Annotated in this window: 12 protein-coding genes; 5 read left to right on the plus strand and 7 right to left on the minus strand. The window is 62.2% G+C overall.

The genetic code is table 11. From position 1 onward, the window contains the following. Positions 1-53: 53 nt before the first annotated feature. On the minus strand, positions 54-1,304 hold the full coding sequence (locus tag ACYVGC_RS07415; RefSeq protein WP_460583177.1) for an AI-2E family transporter: 1,251 nt from the start codon (positions 1,302-1,304) through the stop codon (positions 54-56). 209 nt (positions 1,305-1,513) lie between these two features. Between ACYVGC_RS07415 and ACYVGC_RS07420 the strand changes: the two genes are divergently transcribed. The 3 genes from ACYVGC_RS07420 (at position 1,514) to ACYVGC_RS07430 (ending at position 8,490) form a co-directional block, all read left to right on the plus strand. Then, on the plus strand, positions 1,514-3,424 hold the full coding sequence (locus ACYVGC_RS07420; protein WP_460583178.1) for a DNA topoisomerase IV subunit B: 1,911 nt from the start codon (positions 1,514-1,516) through the stop codon (positions 3,422-3,424). Between the two features lie 303 nt (positions 3,425-3,727). Next, entirely contained in the window at positions 3,728-5,254 is a 1,527-nt protein-coding gene (locus ACYVGC_RS07425) for a hypothetical protein (RefSeq protein WP_460583179.1), read from the plus strand. Positions 5,255-5,781: 527 nt separating this feature from the next. After that, on the plus strand, positions 5,782-8,490 hold the full coding sequence (locus ACYVGC_RS07430) for a DNA gyrase/topoisomerase IV subunit A (RefSeq protein ID WP_460583414.1): 2,709 nt from the start codon (positions 5,782-5,784) through the stop codon (positions 8,488-8,490). Between the two features lie 8 nt (positions 8,491-8,498). On the opposite strand, the gene ACYVGC_RS07435 is transcribed toward ACYVGC_RS07430, so the two are convergent. Continuing rightward, positions 8,499-9,422, minus strand: coding sequence for a DUF5996 family protein (locus tag ACYVGC_RS07435; protein WP_460583180.1), 924 nt, complete (start codon positions 9,420-9,422; stop codon positions 8,499-8,501). A gap of 426 nt (positions 9,423-9,848) precedes the next feature. Here ACYVGC_RS07435 and ACYVGC_RS07440 point away from each other — a divergent pair, with 426 nt between their 5' ends. After that, entirely contained in the window at positions 9,849-10,136 is a 288-nt protein-coding gene (locus tag ACYVGC_RS07440; protein ID WP_460583181.1) for a hypothetical protein, read from the plus strand. Between the two features lie 204 nt (positions 10,137-10,340). Here ACYVGC_RS07440 and ACYVGC_RS07445 read toward each other — a convergent pair whose 3' ends face one another. Then, positions 10,341-11,315 (minus strand): PorP/SprF family type IX secretion system membrane protein, encoded by a 975-nt coding sequence (locus ACYVGC_RS07445; protein WP_460583182.1) that lies wholly within the window; start codon positions 11,313-11,315, stop codon positions 10,341-10,343. Positions 11,316-11,402: 87 nt separating this feature from the next. After that, on the minus strand, positions 11,403-16,295 hold the full coding sequence (locus ACYVGC_RS07450; protein ID WP_460583183.1) for a T9SS type B sorting domain-containing protein: 4,893 nt from the start codon (positions 16,293-16,295) through the stop codon (positions 11,403-11,405). Between the two features lie 419 nt (positions 16,296-16,714). On the opposite strand from ACYVGC_RS07450, the gene ACYVGC_RS07455 reads away from it, so the two are divergent. Further along, the gene (locus ACYVGC_RS07455; RefSeq protein ID WP_460583184.1) at positions 16,715-17,821 is read left to right on the plus strand and encodes a Gfo/Idh/MocA family protein; all 1,107 of its coding nucleotides are present in this window, start codon (positions 16,715-16,717) and stop codon (positions 17,819-17,821) included. A gap of 20 nt (positions 17,822-17,841) precedes the next feature. Here ACYVGC_RS07455 and ACYVGC_RS07460 read toward each other — a convergent pair whose 3' ends face one another. From ACYVGC_RS07460 to ACYVGC_RS07470, 3 genes are all read right to left on the minus strand, one after another. Continuing rightward, positions 17,842-18,822, minus strand: a complete 981-nt coding sequence (locus tag ACYVGC_RS07460; RefSeq protein WP_460583185.1) for a Gfo/Idh/MocA family protein — start codon at positions 18,820-18,822, stop codon at positions 17,842-17,844. 196 nt (positions 18,823-19,018) lie between these two features. After that, a complete protein-coding gene (locus ACYVGC_RS07465; RefSeq protein WP_460583186.1) occupies positions 19,019-20,149 on the minus strand; it encodes a phytase in 1,131 nt (376 codons plus the stop codon). 47 nt (positions 20,150-20,196) lie between these two features. Continuing rightward, positions 20,197-21,591 (minus strand): hypothetical protein, encoded by a 1,395-nt coding sequence (locus ACYVGC_RS07470; protein ID WP_460583187.1) that lies wholly within the window; start codon positions 21,589-21,591, stop codon positions 20,197-20,199. Between the last annotated feature and the right edge of the window lie 9 nt (positions 21,592-21,600).

Genomic DNA, 21,600 nt, shown 5'->3' on the forward strand with positions numbered 1-21,600 from the left:
CCAAGGGCGGGGCCAGGGTTACATAAATAACCGGCTGCCCCCGCTTGGCGCGCCTACCGGTTGCGGGTGGTGGGCACGGGTGGCAACTGCGGCTCGGCCGCTAGTGCGGGGCGCTTGCCGCGCACCTTGTCCAGCAGCTTAGTGAGGAAGCCGCGGTCATCGACCGGGTCATTTTTGGTGGCCTCGCCATCGCCCACGTCGCCGAGCAGGAAGCCCCAGGGCTCGGTGGCCTTGTTGGCGTCGAGCACCACTTTGAGCACGGCCGATATCGGCACGCTCAGAATCATACCCGGTGTGCCCCACAGCTGCGCGCCCAGAATAAGGGCGATAATGGCCGTGAGTGGGTTGAGGCTCACTTTAGAAGCCGTGATGAGCGGTGCCAGAATGTTGTCCGAAATAAACTGTACCAGCATAAACACCCCCACTACCGCGAGGCCGTGTGTGAGCGAACCCGTTTCCACGTACGTGATGAGGGCCGGAATAATGGACCCCACGATGATGCCGATGTAAGGAATAACGGCCAGCACCGAGGCGAAAATGGCGAAGAAAATAGCGTACTTAACACTCAAAGCCAGCAGCCCGATGGCGTTCATAATGGACACCACCACGATAACCGTGAACAGGCCCGACATGTAGCCCTGCACCACGTTCTGGATGTTATCGACCGTATGCAGCACCACCGTGCGCTTATCAGGCTCCACGAAGCGGAACATGAACTGCCGCAGGTGGTCGCGGTAATAGAGGAAGCAGAAAATGTAGATGGGTACCAGCGTTACGGTGCTCAGCACGCCCAGCGTGGTGTTGAGGGTTGAGCCCAGGTACTTGCTCGATTGCGCCTGAATGGCCGTCAGCGACGAGTCGATGACCTGGTCGTGGCTCATGGGCTGGAAATGAAACCGCTGGCTCAGCGCCTGCTGCTGCTGGTCGAAGAGCACCACCAGCTTGCTTTGGATGAGCGGCAGCTCGCTCCGCAGGCTGATAATCTGCGAGCCGAAGAAGGTAAACAACCCCGCAATGCCCAGAAAAACCAGCAGGATGGAGGCCCCAATGGCCAGCATGCGCGGCCAGCCCCACTTCTCTAGCTTCGTTACGAGCGGCATCAGCAAGAGGCTCAATAAGATAGCGTAGACGAGCGGCAGCAGCAGGTCGTCGAGCTTGTGCAGCACGAATACCAGCAGCGACAGCCCGATGAGCACAAACGTGTAGTGCACCACCGCCGACTGCTTTATCTCGGTGGGGGCGTGGTTGAATGACTGGCCCGGCAGGTTGCGGGGCTGGTTGAATTGGTTGGGGGGGGGAAGCATTCGGGGTAGGAGTGGAGGATAGAATATGAAAAGTGGGATGAAATAGCTCTGTGCGTGGCTGCGCCAGCGGGGGAACCCCGGCCGATAGCCTGCTGTTGGCTAATGTATTTGGCTAAAAAGGCTAAGATAACTAGGCCCCGCATGGTGGGCCAACACTATTTTAGCCGTTATTTTACTGGCTTAACGCGCCTTCTACGGAAACCGACCACATGAGTGCTACCCAACCCGCCGCCCCCGCCCATAATTATAACGAAGACAGCATTCGCTCGCTCGACTGGCGCGAGCACATTCGCCTGCGGCCGGGCATGTACATCGGCAAGCTCGGCGACGGCTCGGCCTACGACGACGGTATCTACGTGCTCGTTAAGGAGGTGATTGACAACTGCATAGACGAGCACGTAATGGGCTACGGCCGCACCATCGAAATCAAAATTTCGGAAAGCCGGGTGCAAGTGCGCGACTACGGCCGGGGCATTCCGCTGGGCAAAGTGGTGGACGTGGTGAGCAAAATCAACACCGGCGGCAAGTACGACAGCAAGGTTTTCCAGAAGTCGGTGGGCCTCAACGGCGTGGGCACCAAGGCCGTTAACGCACTCAGCAGCAGCTTTGTAGTGCAGAGCGTGCGCGAGGGCACCATGAAAGCCGCCGAGTTTTCGCAGGGCCAGCTGGTGAGTGACCCGGCCCCTACCAAGACCAGCCAGCGCAACGGCACGCTCATCACCTTTCAGCCCGACGAGACTATTTTCAAGAACTACCGCTTCATCCCGGAGTACCTCGAAAACCAGATTCGCTACTACTGCTACCTCAACGCCGGGCTGGCCATTTACTATAATGGCCAGAAGTTCGTGTCCGACAACGGGTTGCGCGACCTGCTAGAGCACAAAACCGACCCCGAGACGCTGCGCTACCCCATTATTCAGCTAAAAGGGGAGGACATAGAAATTGCCCTCACCCACGGCAACGACTACGGCGAGGAGTACTACTCGTTTGTCAACGGGCAGTATACTACGCAGGGCGGCACGCACTTAGCCGCCTTCCGTGAGGCGGTGGTGAAAACGGTACGGGAGTTCTACAAGAAGGAATTTGACGCGGCCGACATCCGGGGCTCCATCATCGGGGCCATTTCTATCCGGGTGCAGGAGCCGGTGTTTGAGAGCCAGACCAAGACTAAGCTCGGTAGCATCAACATGGGTCCCGACAGCCCCACGGTGCGCGGCTTCATCCTGGACTTCGTGAAGGAAAACCTCGATAACTACCTGCACAAGAACCCCTTGGTAGCCGAGGGCCTGCTCAAGCGCATCATGCAGAGCGAGCGCGAGCGCAAGGACATGGCCGGCGTAAAAAAGCTGGCCAACCAGCGCGCCAAAAAGGCCAACCTGCATAATCGTAAACTACGGGATTGCCGCTTCCACCTGGGTGAAAATGCCAAAGACGGGGCCGAAAAAGAGCCGCTCACCACGCTCTTCATTACGGAGGGCGACTCGGCCAGCGGCAGCATTACCAAGAGCCGCAACGTGGAGCTGGAGGCCGTGTTTAGCCTGCGCGGTAAGCCGCTCAACTGCTTCGGTCTCAAGAAGAAGATTGTGTATGAAAACGAGGAATTTAACCTGCTCCAGCACGCGCTCAACATTGAGGAAGGCCTCGAAGGCTTGCGCTACAACCGCGTGGTAGTAGCCACCGACGCCGACGTGGACGGCATGCACATCCGGTTGCTGCTGCTCACGTTCTTCCTCCAGTTCTTCCCCGACCTGGTGCGCAACGGCCACGTGTACATCCTGGAAACGCCGCTGTTCCGGGTGCGCAACAAGAAGGAAACCATCTACTGCTACAACGAAAGCGAAAAGCAGGACGCCATGCGCAAGCTGGGCCGCAACCCCGAGGTGACGCGCTTTAAGGGCCTGGGCGAAATCTCGCCCGACGAGTTTGGCAAGTTCATTGGCGAAAACATCAAGCTGGAGCCGGTTATCCTGCAATCGGACCGCAGCATTCAGCAGGTGCTGGCCTACTACATGGGCAAGAATACGCCCGCTCGCCAGGAGTTTATCATCGACAACCTGCGCCTCGAAAAAGACCTAGTGACGAGCGACGTGCTGCCGGTGGCCGAAATCGCGCTGGCGTAGCAGCCCGAGCAGCCACCTCCCCGTGCAAAAGCGCCTCACTCCCGGCCGGGAGTGAGGCGCTTTTGCATGTAGCCAATTATCAACTGGATTATAGCCTTAACTAATCGTTGTTTTTAATGATTTAATAATAAGGTAGGTATAAATACCTGATAGCTAAATTCAGGTGCTTTTACGCTGAAAAGTGCCTAGGGGCATGCCAGACCTTTGACCCGTCATCTGAAGCTTCACCCGTGACAACGGCGATTGCTGAAAAGCCGCGATAGAGTAGGCACTTCTCCCCACTTTTCTAATTTCTGCACTGCTATGAACCACGTCCAAAACAATGCCGCTGTCGCCGTCGGCGACCCCACCCCGTCCGCAGAAGCCGCAGTGCTGATTGAGCAGCTGCGCTCGGAGGCCAGCACCATCCTCTCCGCCGCGTTGGGCCAAAATCCGCTCGTGAGCTTCGGCATCGGGAGCGCCGGCAACTTCCCCTACTACTGGAAAAGCCCGCGCACCTTGCAATTTAGCGGTAACACCTACAACTGGATTAACTACAGCCTGAAGGCCAATACCACGCCCACGCAGCTCGATACTAACCTTTTCACTGCGGAGTTCATTGACGTGTTCAGCAAGGTGAGCTACCAGCTTTCAAAAGCTGACCAAGCTACCCTGAACCAGGCCCATACCAACGCCATGAACCAGCAGATGGCCTTGCTCACCGCCTGGCAGGAAGCCTACGGCTCGCTACCGCCTGCTACGCCGCCCGCGCAGCCTATCGGCGTTATTATGAGCATGATAGCTACCACCTGGGCCAGCCCGGCTACCACGCTCACGGCTATTCGGATGGCTACTAATCTCACGGCCCTGCTCAATAATACGCCGGCCGAAGGCTTGCCTATCCTCCCGGTATTGGCCAACTATCTGGCGGCGCTGGGCAGCAGTATCTCGCTCCAGAACGCGACAACTATGAACAATACCTACCTGCAAACGGCCCTGCTGGCGGCCCAGGCGCCCTCTGCCAGCAATGGTGGCTTGGTCATCGACACCATCAGCCAGCTGGTGCCGGCCTACCAGGTGGCCACGCCCCTGGCCGACATCATCAACGGCCTGGCCGCCACCAGCAATGCCATTGCGGTGAGCATGGATGTACAGCGCACCAGCTCCAGCGAGTTACAGGTGTCGGTGAATGGCTCGACGGGCTTTAGCATTCCGGTGTTCGATTTTTTCACGCTCGGGGTGGGGGCCAGCGCCAGCTATTTTTCCGATAGCATCGCCACCAGCTCCAACTCCGTGCACATCGACATGAGCTTTACCGGGGTGACGCTGGTGAACTTCGGGCCGGTGTCCTACAACCCCTCCACCAGCCTGAACTGGCTGTGGATGCAACCCATCACGGATGCCATCCGCAACGGCACGGGCGACGTGACGGGCTTCAAGTTTTCGCCGGCCTGCGGCGTTGATTTCTCCCCCAACGGACCATTTGGCTTTCTCTCGGGCGTAGCCATCTCCAACTACCCGAACGTGAACATTACCGTTAAGAGCGCTAATTACCAAAGTATTGCTACTACCATTCAGCAATCGGTGACGGTGAGCGCCTCGTTCCTGGGCATTCCGCTGGGCTCGTCGACTGAGTCGACGTACTCGCACTCGGTAAAAACGGATGCCAGCAGCTCCAGCGTCACCATTACGCTGACGGCCCCCGTGGCCTCGGTGGCTGGCTCCAACGAAAGCTCGCTGGGCTGGATTTTGGGGGCCCAAACCAACTACCCGGCTGCTAGCACCGCGTTTGCGGCCGAGCACGCCCGCGCGGCCCAGCCGGCCCGCACCAGCCAGCCCGCGCTGGCCTAGCCCAGCGGCGGGCCCGGTTGCTGCCATCGCGGCGGCCGGGTAAGCCGCCGGATACCGTATGGCCCTCGTCCGCTTGCCGGGCGGGGGCTTTTTTGGCGGCCGGGTAGCGGACTGCCAATCAGGTTAGTGCGGCTTGGTAGAGTTTTGACTAATGTAATTGGGAACTTTCCGGCTGGGGTAAACCTTGGAAAAATGGTGCTTCGCGCCAATTTTTACGGTACTTTTGGGGGCAGCTTGCCGATTTTACGTTTTTACTAGTGGCTAATTCCGATACTTCCTTTCCCGACGCTTCCCACCCCGACTATTTGCAGCCGGGCGACTCGTTGGATTTTGACTTGAGCGCCCCGGCCAACCCGGCCCTGGACGCGGCGGCCGAAACCCCGGTCACCGATGAGGCCACCGACGCTACGCTCGCCGTGGCCCACGCGCTGTTTGGGGAGGATGGTGAGGAAACTGACGCGGACTACGCGGCCGACCAGGAGGGCACCGAGGCCGAAGCCGACTCGCCCGCCGAAGCAGCGGCGGAAGTGGAAGAGGAAACCAAGTTCTCGCCCGGCGAGGTAATTCACGACGTCAACAACGTGCGCGGCATGTACCAGAACTGGTTTCTGGACTACGCCAGCTACGTGATTCTGGAGCGCGCCGTGCCCGCCGTGGAGGACGGCCTCAAGCCCGTGCAGCGCCGCATCCTGCACGCGATGAACGAGATGGACGATGGCCGCTTCAACAAGGTGGCCAACGTGATTGGGCAAACCATGCAGTACCACCCCCACGGCGACGCCAGCATCGGTGATGCCATGGTGAACCTGGGCCAGAAGGACTTGCTGATTGAAACCCAGGGCAACTGGGGCAACGTGGCCACCGGCGACTCGGCCGCCGCGCCGCGCTACATCGAGGCCCGCCTCAGCAAGTTTGCCCTCGAAGTGGTGTTCAACCCCGACATCACGGACTGGCAGATGAGCTACGACGGCCGCAAGCGCGAGCCCACCACGCTGCCCGTAAAATTTCCCTTGTTGCTGGCGCAGGGCGTGGAGGGCATTGCCGTGGGTTTGAGCACCAAGATTATGCCCCACAACTTCCGCGAGCTGTGCCAGGCCAGTATTGCGGTGCTGAAAGGGCGTGATTTTCAGCTGTTTCCCGATTTTCCGACTGGTGGCCTGGCCGACATCAGCAACTACCAGAACGGGCAGCGGGGCGGCAAAATCCGGCTGCGGGCCACGATTGAGAAGATTGACAAAACGCTGCTCATCATCCGCGATATTCCGTACGGCACCACCACCACGGCGCTGATGGAGAGCATTGTGAAGGCCAGCGAAGCCAATAAAATCAAGATTAAGAAGGTGGTGGACAACACCGCCGCCGACGTCGAGATTCAGGTGCAGCTGCCGCCCGGCATCAGCCCCGACCTCACCATCGACGCGCTCTACGCCTTCACGGACTGCGAAATCTCGATTTCGCCCAACACCTGCGTCATCATCGATGACAAGCCGCGCTTCGTGGGCGTGGAGGACATGCTGCGCCTGAGCACCGGCAAAACCGCCCGTCTGCTGGAGCGCGAGCTCGAAATCAGGCAGCAGGAGCTGCAAGAAAAGTGGCACTCGGCCTCGCTGGAAAAGATTTTCATCGAGAACCGCATCTACCGCAAAATTGAGGAGTGCGAAACCTGGGAGCAGATTCTGGAAACCATCGACGCGGGCCTCAAGAAGTTCGTGCGTGTGGAAGGCGAGCGGATGAAGCCTAACGACGTGCGCCTGGTGCTACGCCGCCCCATCAGCGAGGACGACGTGACGCGCCTCACCGAAATCCGCATCAAGCGCATTTCCAAGTACGACGGCTTCAAGGCCGAGGAGTACATTCAGAAGCTCGATGTGGAGCTGGCCGAAGTGGCCGACCACCTGGCGCACCTCACGCGCTACGCGGTGGCGTACTTCGAAAACCTGCTGAAGAAGTACGGCGCTACCCGTGAGCGCAAAACCCAGCTACGCACCTTCGACGTGGTGACGGCGCAGAAGGTGGCGGTGGCCAACCAAAAGCTGTACGTGAACCGCCAGGATGGCTTCGTGGGCTACGGCCTAAAGAAGGACGAGTTTGTGTGCGACTGCTCGGACCTCGACGACATTATCGCCATCCGGCGCGACGGCACGTTCATGGTGACGCGCATTGCCGAGAAAACCTTCGTGGGCAAGGATATTCTGCAAGTGGGCGTGTACAATAAGAACGACGACCGGTTGGTGTACAACATGGTGTACGTGGATGGCGCGAGTGGCATCAGCTTTGCCAAGCGTTTCCTAGTGTCGGGCATCACGCGCGACAAGGTGTACGACCTCACCAAGGGCACCAAGGGCACTAAAACGCTGTACCTCACGGCCAATCCCAACTCGGAAAGCGAGACGGTGACCATCCAGCTTTCCGACAAAGCGCCGGCGCGGGTCAAGCAGTTTGAGTTTGATTTTGCCGAGCTGGCCATCAAGGGTAAGGGCTCGATGGGCAACATCGTGACCAAGCAGCTGATTAAGAAGATAACGCAGAAGTCGGTGGGCGACAGCACGTTGGGCGGCCGGGAAGTATTCTTTGACAGCGTAGTGGGCAAGCTCAACCACGCCGGCCACGGCCGCTACTTAGGCGCGTTCGATACCGAGCACGTGGTGCTGGTGGTGTACAAAGACGGCTCGTATGAACTCACGCCGCCCTCGCCCGCCACGCACTTCGACGTACCCAACATCGTGCTCTTGCGCAAGTTGGAGCCCGACACCGTGGTGAGCGCCGCCTACCTCGATGGCGAGTCTAAGCTGCACTACGTCAAGCGGTTCCACATCGAAACCACGACTATGGAAAAGCGCTTTCTGTTCATATCGGAAAGCAAGGGCTCGAAGCTGCTGGCCGCCACCACCTTTGCCGAACCGGAGGTGGAAGTGACGCTGCAACGCGACAAGAAGGCCGACAAGGAAAAGGAAAAGCTACGTCTCGACCAATTTATTGAGGTAAAAGGCTGGAAGGCAATGGGCAACAAGCTCAATTACTTCAAAGTCCACGGCCTGGCCCTGCTTACCGACGAAGGCCCCGAGCCCGTGCGCCGCGAGGCCAAGCGCCGCGGCACGCCCAAGACCGAAGGCGACGCCGAAGCCAGCGAACCCACCGACGCCCTGCCCCCCGCCGACGTGAAGGTGACCGACGAGGAAGTGGCGCAATCGCAGGCGCTGCTGCGGCGGCCCAAGGCCCAGCTACCGCTGTTTTAGGCGGTGAGCTAGGGAGCGCGCCAATTGGTGCGCTCTAGGGCAGGGCGGTCCCAGGCGGCCAGGCCGGCGGCGGCCTCATAAGTGCTTTGTAGAAAAGCCAGCACCGCCTGGCGCGGGTCGGGAGCGGTGCGCACTTGGTCGTAGGGCAGCAGAAACTCGCCCAGTTGCGAGCTGAAGCTGGCCGCCACCGGGCGCACCGGGGCCTCGGCAAAGCCGGCGGGCGTAGGGTAGGCGTAGGAATAAAAAGCCGCCTCGGCCCCGTCGCCGCCCGGCCACCAGCCAGCGCTGCTCACCTCCTCGTTGTAGGCGGTGCGGGTTACCCAGTCGGCCAGGTGGGGAACGCCGCCGGGGTGCGGCGGCGCGGGCCGCCCCGAAAACCGCGTAACCGCCAAGTCGAAGCTGCCCCAGAAAAAATGCACCGGGCTGCACTTGCCCGTGAAGCGCCCGCGAAATTCTTCCAGCACCTGCGCGGCCCGCAGCAGGATTTGCCAAAAGCGGTGAGCCGCTTCAGGGTCATAGCTGGCGTGGTGCTGGTCCTCCACAAAGGGCGTAGCGTCTGCTACCTCAACGGGCACGGGCCAGATGTTGACCTCAATGCTGGCATCGCGCAACATCTGCTGGTAGTCGCGGTAAAAATCGGCCACCGACTGCGGCTGCAAAATCAATCCTGTTACAAGGTCGTTGCTGGTAGCCAGGGTTAATACATGTGATTGAAAATCAAAGGTTAGCTCAAATGCGCCCGCCGGGTAGGGGATGGCCCCCGTGGTGAGCCCGCGCGCCGACACATAGAACGGCACCTGCCACCACTGGTTGAGCATTGGGCTGAGCGCCAGGCGGGTTTTGCCCACTATCTGGAGCCAGCGTTGCAGCGTCTCGCGGGTGGACGTCCAGGAATCGGCCGGCAGGGCCGGCCAGGGCGTGGGAATTGTCATGCTGGGTAGGGGAATAAGGCTGGGTAGAAGCGTGACCGCCGGGCCATGGCAGTAGCGCCAACTGCCGGGTAATTTACCCCAACGCGGCTAAAAAAGCTAGGCGCACAGCCATCGTCAAGGCCAACCGCTGCTGCGAGCGCTACGCTCGCAGTGAAATTCTTGGCGGCCTAGCCTGTTGCGTGGGCCAGTTGTGAACGGGATGTTTGGTGGCGACAGCCGGGGGCCGCCGATTCTTTTTGCGGCTATCAGGCTCCGGTTATCTGGGTAGTAAAGTGATTGGCGTAAGTAATGAAAAGCGAACCTGATTGCAGGGGAAGCTGCGGAGCCAATGCTGTAATTACCAATTAATAAAACTGATTGATTGGGTAACAATGCAATTAAGCTGTTTCTTTGTCCTATCAATACTCTTTTTTCTTCTCTTTACTAATGGCAATTGACATCTCCCAACTTCAGCAAGTAATTGACAGCGCCCAACAAGCCGATGCCTTTAAAGGTGAGGTAAAGCGGGCGCTGCGCAAAGTTTCTACCCTGCTACAAAACCTGCAAAGCGCTGTAGAAGAGACGGAAGCCTTGCTAAGCCCCGATTATGCGCCCGCCAAAAAGGAGCGCAAAGCTCAGGCCCCGCGCGCCGCAACTATTACGGATGCCGAAGCTCCTTTCGGCCGTAAAAAGGATGGCTCTCCTAAAAGCAAGCCCGGCCGCACAAAGCTGTAAGGCATGGTAGGTTATTTTAGTGCTCTCTGAATAGCCTTTAAGCAAAAAATCCTCTCGGTAACGAGGGGATTTTTTGCTTTTTAGAAGCTTTGTTTTGGAAACCTTGCCAGGGAAAGTTTGGAAAGTATTTGAGGGCCTTTCGATATGCTGCTTATTTTCTACGCAGCATTATGTAGTAATTTGTACATTGTCAGTCAGCGAATACTACCAGAACCGATTGGTGCAGACCACCTGCGCTTTTTTCTTGAGGCGCAGACCCAGCAGCACTTCGTGGCTGCCGCCGTGGTAGCCGGCCAACTCCGAGAGGCCTGCATCGTAGGAGTAGCCCAGCGTGAACTGCTCGTAGCTGACGCCGGCCATGGCCACCACCGCGTCGAAGGCGCGCCAGGAGGCCCCCACCCACAGCAGGTCGCGGTACTTGAGCTTGGCGTTGACATCGAGCGAGAGCGGGGCGGGGCTCACGGCCTTCAGCAGCACCGACGGCACCAGCGACAGGTCTTCGCTGAGTGGCACCCGCACGCCGGCCGTGGCAAAGTAGTGGCGCGCCAGCTTGTTGCCGGGCGCGCCCACGCCCAGCTGGCCGGGCCCGTAGGAGAAGTCGAGCTTGTTGCCCAGGAGCTGCGCCCCCGACAACCCCACGTAGAAATTGGAGGTGTACACCCATATCCCTACCGAGGCATCGAACACCCGCGAGGCGGCGCTGGCCCCCACGGTGGTGGGGTCGAAGAAGCGCAACTGTGCGCCATCCACGGCAAACTGCTGCATGCCCACCGACGCGCCGAGGGCCAGCCGGAGGTCGCGCGTGAGCACTAGGTTGTAGGCGTAGGAGCCGTAGGCGCTGGTGCGGCTGGTGGGCCCCGTTACATCGCTATACACGAGGCCACCCACGGCGTGAAATGGCCGCCGACGGTCCTGAATGGTGCGCTTGGGCGTGCTGCGCCACTTGCCCAGCGAGGTGCTGATGCTGGCGTAGTAGGTCTTAGGGGCCCCTTCCAGCCCCACCCACTGCGTGCGGTAGCTAAACTTGACGTCGATGTAGTCCTCTACGCCCGTGGCGCCGGGGTTGAGGAGGTAGTTGTTGTTCATGTACTGGCTGTACTGCGCCTGCTGCTGGGCCAGGACCGGCACGGTAGCCAGAAACAGTAGCGCAAGCAGCAGCAGAGGTAATGTTCTTTTCATAACGGGTAAGTGACTTGCTAGTAATGTGTTGGGTAGTTGATGAGGGCCAGGTAGTCCGGCTGCGACAAGCGCAGCCGGCCGCGTGGGTTAATACAGAATTGTGAGCGACCCGCTGTAAGAGCGTCCCAGCGGACCCTTTGTGACCACGACGTAGTAGTAGGTGCCCACCGGCGCGGGCTGGCCGTTGATGTCGCCGCGCCACTCATTGGCCCGGCTGTAGTTGTTGACCGAGAAAACGCGGTTGCCCCAGCGGTTGAATATGCTCACGGTATTCTCCGGGTACTGTTCGATGAACTCAATCTGCCAGGTATCGTCGCGGCCATCACCGTTGGGCGTGAAGGCATTGGGAATGCGGATGGGCGGGCGCACGGTCACGGTCACCTGGTCGGAACTGGCGCAGCCACCCGCCCCGGCCGAAAGGGTGTAGGTAGTAGTAACCAAGGGCGCAGCCGTGGGCCGCAGCGGGTTGTTGGACGGGAACGTCAGCCCCAGGGTGGGCGTCCACGTCACGGGGTAGGTGCCGTCGGCGGTGCCTTCCAATATCACCGAAGAGCCCTCCAGAATTTCCTGGTCGGGGCCGGCGTTCACCACCACCGGTGGCTGAATGCGCACTACCACACCGTTGGAAACTACCGTTACGGCTTGCCCGCACGCGTTGGTGGTGCGCAGGCGCAGCATCACGGTCTGGCCCTCGCGCAGCGTGCTGCTGGTGAAAACCGGGCCCGTAGCGCCGGCCACATCGCTGCCATTTACCTGCCACTGGTAGGTGGGGGCGGGGCCCGCCTCTGTCACGCTCGCAATGCTGAACGTGAGCGGTGAGCCCAGGCACACCGGCCCGCCCGGCTGCACCGCAATGGCCAGCGTGGGCAGCGGGGTGGGCGTGCGCGTGACGGTAACTGTGGCCGTGGCCAGGCCCGTGCTGCACAGCCCCACCGTAGGCGTTACCTCCACCCGCACTATGTCACCGGTAACCAGCGTGCTGCTGGTAAAGGTGGCCCCCGTGGCCACGGCCACGTTATTCACAAACCACTGGAACGTGGGTGCGGCACCCACATTGGTAGTCACGGCCGTAAAGGTGAGGGCCGTGCCGGGGCACTGCACGGGCGGGGCCGCTAGGCTCACGGTGGGCGTAATGGCGGGCGTTACCCGCACCGCCACCACGTTGGAAACCTGGGTGGCGCAGGTGCCGGTGCCCGCCGTTACCCGGCGGCGGAAGTACGTGGTAGCCGTGAGCAGGCTGGGCACGTAGGTTGGGTTAGTAGCCCCGGCAATGGCCGTCCAGGTCGAGTTATCAGCCGAGGCTTCCCACTGGTAGGCAAACGTGCCGGTGCCGCCGCTGGGCCCGCCAGTGCTGGTGAGCGGGGCCGGGGCAGTGCCCGTGCAGATGTCCTGGTCGGCCGCAATGCTGCCGGCCAGCAGTTCAGGCAGCACCGTAATAGTGAGGGAAGGCGAAAACTCCGGGCCGCAGGGCCCCGACGTTACCCGCCGCCGGAAGTAGGTGGTGGCCGTGAGCGGGCCGGGCGTATACTCCGCGCCGGTAGCGCCGCCGATGGCCGTCCAGGTAGTGTTATCGGGCGAGGCTTCCCACTGGTAAGCATACGTGCCGGTGCCGCCGCTGGCCGCCGCCGTGCTGGTGAGTGGCGCGGGTGCCGCGCTGGCGCACACGCTTTGGCTAGTGCCGATGGTGCCGGCCGCCAAGGCCGGGGCCACGGTGATGGTCACCACGTTGGAAAAAGCGGGAGCGCAGGCCGTGCCCGAGCTGGCCCGGCGGCGGAAGTAGGTGGTGGCCGTGAGCGAGCCGGACGCGTACCCAGCGCTAGTAGCGCCGCCGATGGCCGCCCAGGTAGTGTTATCGGGCGAAGATTCCCATTGGTAAGCGATGGTGCCCGTGCCTCCGCCAGCCTCACCGGTGCTGGTGAGCGGGGCCGGCGTGCTGCCGGCGCAGAGGGTTTGGCTGGCGGCAATGCTGCCACCCGTGATAGCAGGTACTGCATTGATGGTCAATACATTGGAAGGCGTGGTAGTACAGTCGCCAGAGCGTACTTGCCGGCGGAAGTAGGTGGTAGCCACCAGCGGGCCGGGTGCGTAATCCGCGTTGGTAGCGCCGCCAATGGCCGTCCAGTTGATATTATCAGTGGAAGATTCCCACTGGTAAGTGAAGGTGCCAGTGCCGCCCGTGGCCGCCACAATGCTCGTGAGCGGGGCCACCGGGCTGCCCGCGCACACGGTTTGGTCGGCGGCGATGGTGCCTGCGGTTAAGGCAGGTAATACCGTCAGGGTGACGGATGGGGAGTACACCGGGTCGCACGTGCCCGACGTTACCCGGCGGCGGAAGTAGGTGGTGACTGTGAGGGCACCGGGCGCGTAAGCTGGGCCGGTAGCGCCGGCAATGGCCGTCCAGTTGGTGTTATCCAGCGAAGATTCCCACTGGTATGTGAACGTGCCGGTGCCGCCGCTGGCGGCCGCCGTGCTGGTGAGCGGGGCCGGCGTAGCGCCAGCGCACAGGCTTTGGCTGGTACCGATGGTACCCGCCACCAGGGCCGGAGCCACGGTGATGGTCAGCACATTAGAAAAAGCGGGGGCGCAGGCCGTGCCCGAGCTGGCCTGGCGGCGGAAATACGTAGTAGCCGTGAGCGGGCCGGGTACGTAGGTGGCCCCGGCGGCCCCGGCAATGTCGGCCCAGGTGGTGTTATCCAGCGACGACTGCCACTGGTAGGTGACGGTGCCCGTGCCCCCGCCGGCCTCGGTGGCGCTGTTGAGCGGGGCCGGCGTGCCCCCGGCGCACACGGCCTGGCTGGCGGCAATGCTGCCGGCCGTGAGGGCGGGCACCACAGTTAGCCGCACCGCATTGGAGGGCGTGTTGCAGGGGCCGGATATTGCCTGGCGGCGGAAGTAGGTGGTGACTGTGAGCGGGCCGGGCGTATAAGTTTCGGCCGTGGCCCCCACAATGGGCGTCCAGGTCACATTATCCAGCGAAGATTCCCATTTGTAGGTAAACGTGCCGGTGCCCCCCGTAGCCGGGGTGCTGCTCGTGAGCGGCGCGGCGGGGCTGCCCGCGCACACGGTCTGGTCGGCGGCGATGGTGCCGGCCAGCACGGCCGGCAGCACCGTAATGGCTACGGAAGCGGTAAAGCTGGGGGTACAGTAAGGGCCCGATTGGTTGGGTAGCAGCAGCTGCGCGCGCCGCTGGAAATAAGTGGTGCCAACCGGCAGATTGCCCGGCGGGGTGTAGCTGGGGCCCGTAGCACCGGCGATAGGCGCGAACGTGACGTTATCCGTTGATGACAGCCACTGGTAAACGAGCGGCAGGCCGGCATCGCTCGAAGCACTGGCGGTGCTGGTGAGCGCGGCCGGCGCGGTGCCGGCGCACAGCGTTTGGGGAGCGGCAATACTGCCCGGCTCGGGGAGGTTGGGCACCAGAATAGAGCCTGAGCTTTCGCGGCAAAAGCAATTCGTGGTGATGCGCAAGGTTACCGTGTAGGTGCCGGGCGTAGCGTAAACGTGCACGGGGTTCTCCTCGGCTGAGGTAGTTCCGTCGCCAAACTTCCAAGAATATACTTTATTATCAAAGTCAATGGGCGGAGCCGTAAAAGTGATTTGCCGGCAACCCGTTATCTCCGCCGAAGGGCCCACGCGCAGCAGGGAGCTTTGGTTGAAATTGACCAAGCCCAGGCCACTGCGGCGGCCACTGAGTTGCAGCGTCAGGCTGTCGTCGGCGTAGCGGGCTTTAGCCCCCAGCGAGTCGGGGAAGGTGATGAAGCCTAGGGCCGGCTGGTTTTCGCGGGCCACGTAAATCTTGCCATCGGGCGCGGCTTGCAGCGAGCCCAGGTTCACCGGGGTTTTCTGCTTGAGCGGAATGCTCTGCTTATTGACCGGCCCCTGGCCGCTGATGTTGAATTGCAGCAGCTTGGGCGGGTTCATTACCGTGGCGTAGAGCTTGCTGCCGGTCGAAAAATCGACCCCGTAGTATTTGCCTTCGCCGCTGTCAACGATGTACGGCACCTGCGGATTGGCGCTCACGATGCCCGTATTAGTATCAAACGCAAACAGCTCGACGGTACTGCTGCTATCGCCCAGCACCTCGCTGTAGCGGGCCACGGCCAGCCGCTGGCCGTCGGGCGTCACCTTCATCTGCCCGCGGTAGCCCAGCGGCGACGCACTCGCCGCGTGCAGCGAGCCTATGGCCGAAATAATCGGCGCGTCGATGAGGACCGGGCCTAAGCCACCGCCGGATACCAGCCGCACGCGGTAGGCCAGGAAGGCGTCGCCGCGGTTGGCGGTGCCCGATTTAGCATCGCCCCAGCCGTGCACGATAATCCAGATGTCGCAGCCGTTTTTGTGAAACACGCCCGTCATTTTCTCGGTGGTGCCTTGGGTAAGCGGCGTGTTTTTGGTGGCGGCTACCACCGTGCCGGGCCCGCCGCCAGCCGGAATGATAATTTCCGACCAACTCAGGCCCTTGGGACCGCCGGCCGCGTCCTGCGTGAAGATGAGGTAGCGCGTTTCGGCCCCCGGCGTGCTGGGCGGCGGGCTGCCGGGCAGCCGGATGGGCAGGGGCCCATCGGTAACGAGCCGGTTGCCGCCCATGCCCGTGCCGTTGGTCATGATGCTGCCATTGCCGTTCCAGATGGTGTCGCCGTTGCTGTAGAAGAGAATCTTGCCGGTGCCGTCCGACATTATCCCCGCGCCGGCTGGGGCCGTCATCTGGCCATCGGTCTTCACCACGGGCGGGATAGAGTCGGTGGCTGCGTTGAAGTCGAGCCCCGCCTTGTAGCCGAAGTACCAGGTGTTGGCAAACTTCTCGTCCTGGCTGCACTCGGGAGGCGGCGCGGGGGCCTGCGCGCGGGCCGTGGTGGCCGCGATGCTCAGCACCAGCAAAAGCAGCGCGAACAGCCAGTTGAAAGCTGGCTGGCCAGGCCGGGCCGGCCGAGAAAAAGGGTGGGTGGGAGAGGGGAAAGGACGTGGTAACGCTGCGGGCATAGCGGGGCAGGTAAGTGGGCAGATGGGTAAGCAGTTACTGCGAGAGGAAAGTACTACTCACCGCCCTTAAGGAACGAAGCCTAGTGGGTAGCTATTGCCTAAAAAAGCGTCGCTAGCCCTTCTCAGTAAAGCTACGCACGGCCAGCCGGGTTTATGCAAGGCAATGCCCGAATAGTGCTAAAATCCTATTACCCGTGAGTAGCTACGGATTGGCGCAGTGGAATTAGCCTGCCAAGCGGCTACCGGGTTTTGCTGCTATAGCCCGCGGTAAAACGGGCTTGAAATGTAACTTGTTAATAATGAGAAATTTATGAAATAAATTATATTTTCAACAAATTACCGGGTGGTAAGGTGGCCGCCGGGCTGGTGGCCGTAAGCTGCTAACTTGGCCCTCCAACCTTTTCCACCTACCCGCCCTCATGCTGAAGACCCTGCTTGCCATCGTGCTGCTGCACCTATTTGCCCTGCCGAGCCGCCCGGCCGCGGCGCAAGCCGCCCCCGCCGCCCCGCTGCGGGTGGGCGTAGCGGGCCTCACCCACACGCACGTGCACGGGCTGCTGGGCCGCGCGCAGCGCGGCGACATCGTGATTGTGGGCATTGCCGAGCCCAACCGCGCCCTGGCCGAGCGCTTTACCAAAGAGCACGGCCTACCCATGAGCCTAGTGTATTCTTCACTGAATGAGATGCTTGCCAAAACCAAGCCGCAGGCCGTTACGGCGTTTGGCAGCATCTACGAGCATCTGGCCGTGGTGCAGGCCTGCGCGCCCAAGGGTATCCACGTGATGGTGGAGAAGCCGCTGGCCGTGAGCCTCGACCACGCCCGCCAGATGGCGGCCCTGGCTCAGCGGCACCATATTCACCTGCTCACCAATTACGAAACCACCTGGTACGGCTCCAACCGCCGCGCCTACGAACTGGTAGAAGAGCATGCCCTCGGCGATATTCGCAAAATGGTGGCCCACGATGGCCACCAGGGGCCCCAGGAAATCGGGGTGAATCAGGAGTTCCTGGCCTGGCTCACCGACCCCGTGCAGAACGGCGGCGGGGCGCTGCCCGATTTTGGCTGCTACGGTGCCGACCTCATGACGTGGCTTATGCACGGCGAGCGGCCCATCTCCGTGACGGCCAGTGTCTTGCACATTAAGCCCACTATCTACCCGAAAGTCGAGGACGATGTCACCATCCTGCTCACCTACCCCAAGGCCCAGGGCATCATTGAGGCCTCCTGGAACTGGCCCTACGCCCGCAAAGACCTGGAAGTGTACGGCCAAACCGGCTCGGTAGTGGCCCTCGACCGCGACCACGTGCGGGTGCGCCGTACCGAAAAGGAAACCGCCCAGGACCAAGCCGTGCTGCCCCCGCCCGCGCCCTACGACGAACCCTTTGCTTACCTGGCGGCCGTGGTGCGCGGCACCGCCCCGGAGGACGTGCTTTCGTCGCTGGCCACTAATATGCTGGTGGTCGAGATTCTGGACGCGGCCCGGCAGTCGGCCAAAGAGGGCAAAACCATCCTGCTACCCCGCTAGCTTGGCGCTATCTGGCGCGCTTACTCGTCGGGGTAGCGCAGGCCGATTTGTTGGCGCACGGCGTCGAGCTGCTGCATCAGCTGAAGGCTGAAACGCAGGGGCAGCAGCGGGCTTTCGGTGAGGCCTTGCGCCAGGCACTGCTGCACGTGGGCGGCTTCGAGGTGGTAGCCCAGGCCCTGCGTGGGCGATGGAAATACCTGCGGCTCTTCCCCGGTGAGCTGCACCTGCACGCCCGTGGCCGCGTGAAAGCGCCCCAGCAACTGCAACTTGCCCTTGGTGCCGTAAAGCACGCACCGGTTGTCGGTGTCGGCGGCGATGGTTGAAAACAGGCTGGCCGTGGCTCCGCTGGGGTAGGCCAGCGATACGGCGCAGTTGAGGTCAACGCCCGTGGGCGCGGGCGTGGCCACGGCCCCAACCGCGCTTGGCACGCCCAGAAAAAGCTGGCTGATAAAGAGCGGGTACACCCCCACATCCAGCAGCGAGCCCCCAGCCAGCGCGGGGGCAAAGAGGCGGCCTGCGGGCTCGTAGGGCGTGGCAAAGCCGAAATCGGCCACCAGGTGCTTCACCTCGCCGATGTGGCCGGCCGCTACCAATTCCAGCGCCTGGGCTACGGCCGGGAAAAAGCGCGTCCAGAAGGCTTCCATCAAAAACACGCCGCTGGTCTGGGCCACGGTTATCATTTCCTGGGCCTGGCCGGCGTTTTGGGCAAAGGCTTTTTCGCACAGCACGGGCAGGCCCGCCCGCAGGCACAGCAGCGCGTGGGCGTGGTGCTCGGAGTGCGGCGTGGCAATGTACACCGCGTCGATATCGGGCACGGCCAGCAGCTCTTCGTAGCTGCCTACGGCGTGGGCCGCCCCAAAATCAGCCGCAAAAGCCTGCGCCTTGGCCAAGCTGCGCGAGGCTACCGCGTGCAAGCGGGCCTGCGGAACCAAGGCCAAATCCTGGGCAAACTTGCGAGCAATCTTGCCCGGACCCAGAATGGCCCAATTGTAGGTGCGCATAGCGTTGGCTATTAATATTTTAGGAAATAATGCAAGTGGCCGGGGCGAATACTCATGGGCAAAAATAAGCCGCAGCCCCGGGTACCCGCTCCGGTCCGCCGGCGGAGCCGGCCGACCGGTTGTCGTGGAAACGATGCCCGTGCGACTGGCACGCTCGTCAACCGGCGCGGGTACCTCAACTTGCACTGGCCGGGCGCTATTCCACCGCTTGCACACCCTTGCCCAGCATATCCTCCCAGCGGTAGTAGTGGAAGGTGCGGTTGTCGGACATGGCCACGAACAGGCCGTGCGGAAACTGCGCGTTCAGGGGCACATTGGTCACGTCGGAGCCGTCGCTGAAGTGGGCGGCTACCGGCACGGCGCGCAGCTCGGGGTGGGCGTGGGGGTTGGCGGCGGTGCCCTGGCGGGGGAAAAAGCGGAACGTGCTCGCGGCCTGGTCCGACACCAGGATGTAGCCGGTTCGGGGCCCGGTTTTGTAGATGGAGATGCCCTCGTGGTCTTCCGTGAAGCCCGTTTTGGCAAACAGGGCCAGCTCGGCGTTGCCCTTCGCGGGGTCGGCGTAGTATTTGCGCACGCCCACACCCTCATCGGAGTAGTAGATGAAGCCCAGCTCGTTATCGACGGCGATGGACTCGATTTCCTTCCTGCCGCTCCAGGTGCCGAAGGTGCGCACCAGCGTCATAGTTAGCTGGCCGGTGCCGTCGTCGGCCAGTTGGTACTGGGCCAGGTAGCCCGCGGCGGGCCCGGTTTTGCGGCCCACCACCGCAAACATGGTCCCGTCGGCGGGCCGGGTATAAATGGCCACGCCCATGGGCATGCGCTCGCCGGCGGGCGCGCCCACAAACACGTCGAGGTTGCCGTGGTCGAGGGGCCGCATATCGGGCAGGCGAAAGGCGCGTAGCTTGCCCGTTTCGCGCTCCGTTACGAGGGCAAAGTCGGTGGGCTGCCCACCCAGCTGCAGGCCGTAGGCCAGGTCCACATTATTGGGCCGCTTGAGGCCGTGCACCGATTTGCCGGGCACTTCTTTGCCCTGTAAATCAAAGACGTACAAGCCGCCATCCGAATCTTTATCGGTGCCGATAACCAGGCTCCGGGCCGGGTCCCGGGCGTTGACCCAGATGGCGGGGTCGTCGGTGTCGTAGCGCACGGGCTGGGTCACCACCACGGGCCGCACCACGCCGGGGCCGTTGTTGGTGCCATCATCGGCAAGGGAGGCCGCCGCGGTGCCGCCAATGGCCTGGGCCGCCTGCTGGCAGCCGGCCGGCAGCAGGGCCGCCACGCTCAGCAGCAGGGCAGCGGCCGGGGTGCAAAAAGAATGGTTAAACATTTGGTAATGAACTAAATACCGAATGGGGTCCCGCAGGGGGCAAGGCGCTAATACTGGTTGCCCACGTTACCCGCCTGATACGCCCCGGCATCGGCCCCCGGCGCGGTAGTGGTGGGCGTGAATAAGCCGCGCACGTTGAGGCCGCTCACCGCGTTGAGCGGGGCGAAGGTAGTGTTGCCCTTGCCCAGGGCCGGTGAGCTGCCTTGCAGGCGCAGGTTGGTGGTGGGGTTCAGGAAGTTGGCGCTTTGAATGGCGGCGCTGGGGGCGGCCGTGGTGCCGGCGGCGGTGGCCAGGTCGGCGGCCACAAATTTGGGGTCGTTGGCGGCGGCCGCGCCGCGGGTGTCGCCGGGCTTGCTGGCCGTGACGGAGCCCGCCGTGGCCGCGCCCAACTCGGCTATCTGGTAGCTGGTGCTGCCGTAGTAGTACTGGTTGTCGTACTGCACGTTGGCCACGTCGGGCGGCGAGTCGGAGCGCAGGCGCAGGCCGAAGCGGCAATTGACAATCAGGTTGTTATAGATTTTGCCGGCCGCCTGCACTTCGTAGTTGATGGAGCCGCCGCGGCCCGACTTGGTTTGGCGGTAGCCGCAGTTGAGGTAAGTATTGTTGTAGGTAGCCACGTTGGCCTGCACGGCCGCCGCGGCTACCGAGGCCACTTTAGAGCCATTGGTGGCCGCGCCCACGAAGGTATTGTAGGCCACGTCGCCCACGCAGCCGGCCTTGAGGTTCACGGCCTCGCCGCCGGTTTTGCCGGCCTTCTCAAAACGGTTGCGCATCAGGCTGAACCGGCAGCTTTGCAGGCGCACCATGTCATCGACGCTGCCGTGGAAGTAGCTGTCTTCGAGCACGCACTGGGCGGTGGTTTTCCTGGCCAGCATCGACACCCCGATTTTGGGGTCGCCGGCCGCGTAGCCGGTCGGGGCGTTGGCCCCGTAGGGCCCGCCCACGTAGCCCAGGTCCGTCCAGCGCAGCACCAGCAGCGAAGCCCCGTCGGCATTAATCCCGCCCCAATAGCCTTTAAAGGCGGGGTCGGTGGCCACGGCCTGCGTCTGCGTCGGGTCGCCCTTGAGGTTGTCGGCCACGGTCAGCACCACGGGCGCGGCCTTGGTACCCAGGCTCAGCAGCGCCCCGTTCACGATGAAGCCGGGGTTGTTGCTGGCCTGCCCAAACGTGCTGGTCGACTTGGGGTTCCCAATCACCACAATCTTCACCCCCGCCTGTAGCAGCAGCGTGTCGCCGTCGTTAATGGTAACGTCGGAAACCAGGTAGTACGGGGCCGCGCGCCCCGCAATGGTGCCCTTAATGGGACTGCGCAGCGTGTCGCCGCTGAAGCTTTGGCCCACCGTCTGCACGGGGGCGGCAATGTCGATAATTTCTTCGCAGGAGGAGAGGAGAGCGGTGCCCCCCAGGAGGAGTGCGGCGGGGGCAAGTAGTGTAAAGCGCATATCAACAAG

Source organism: Hymenobacter arcticus (genome assembly GCF_054779975.1).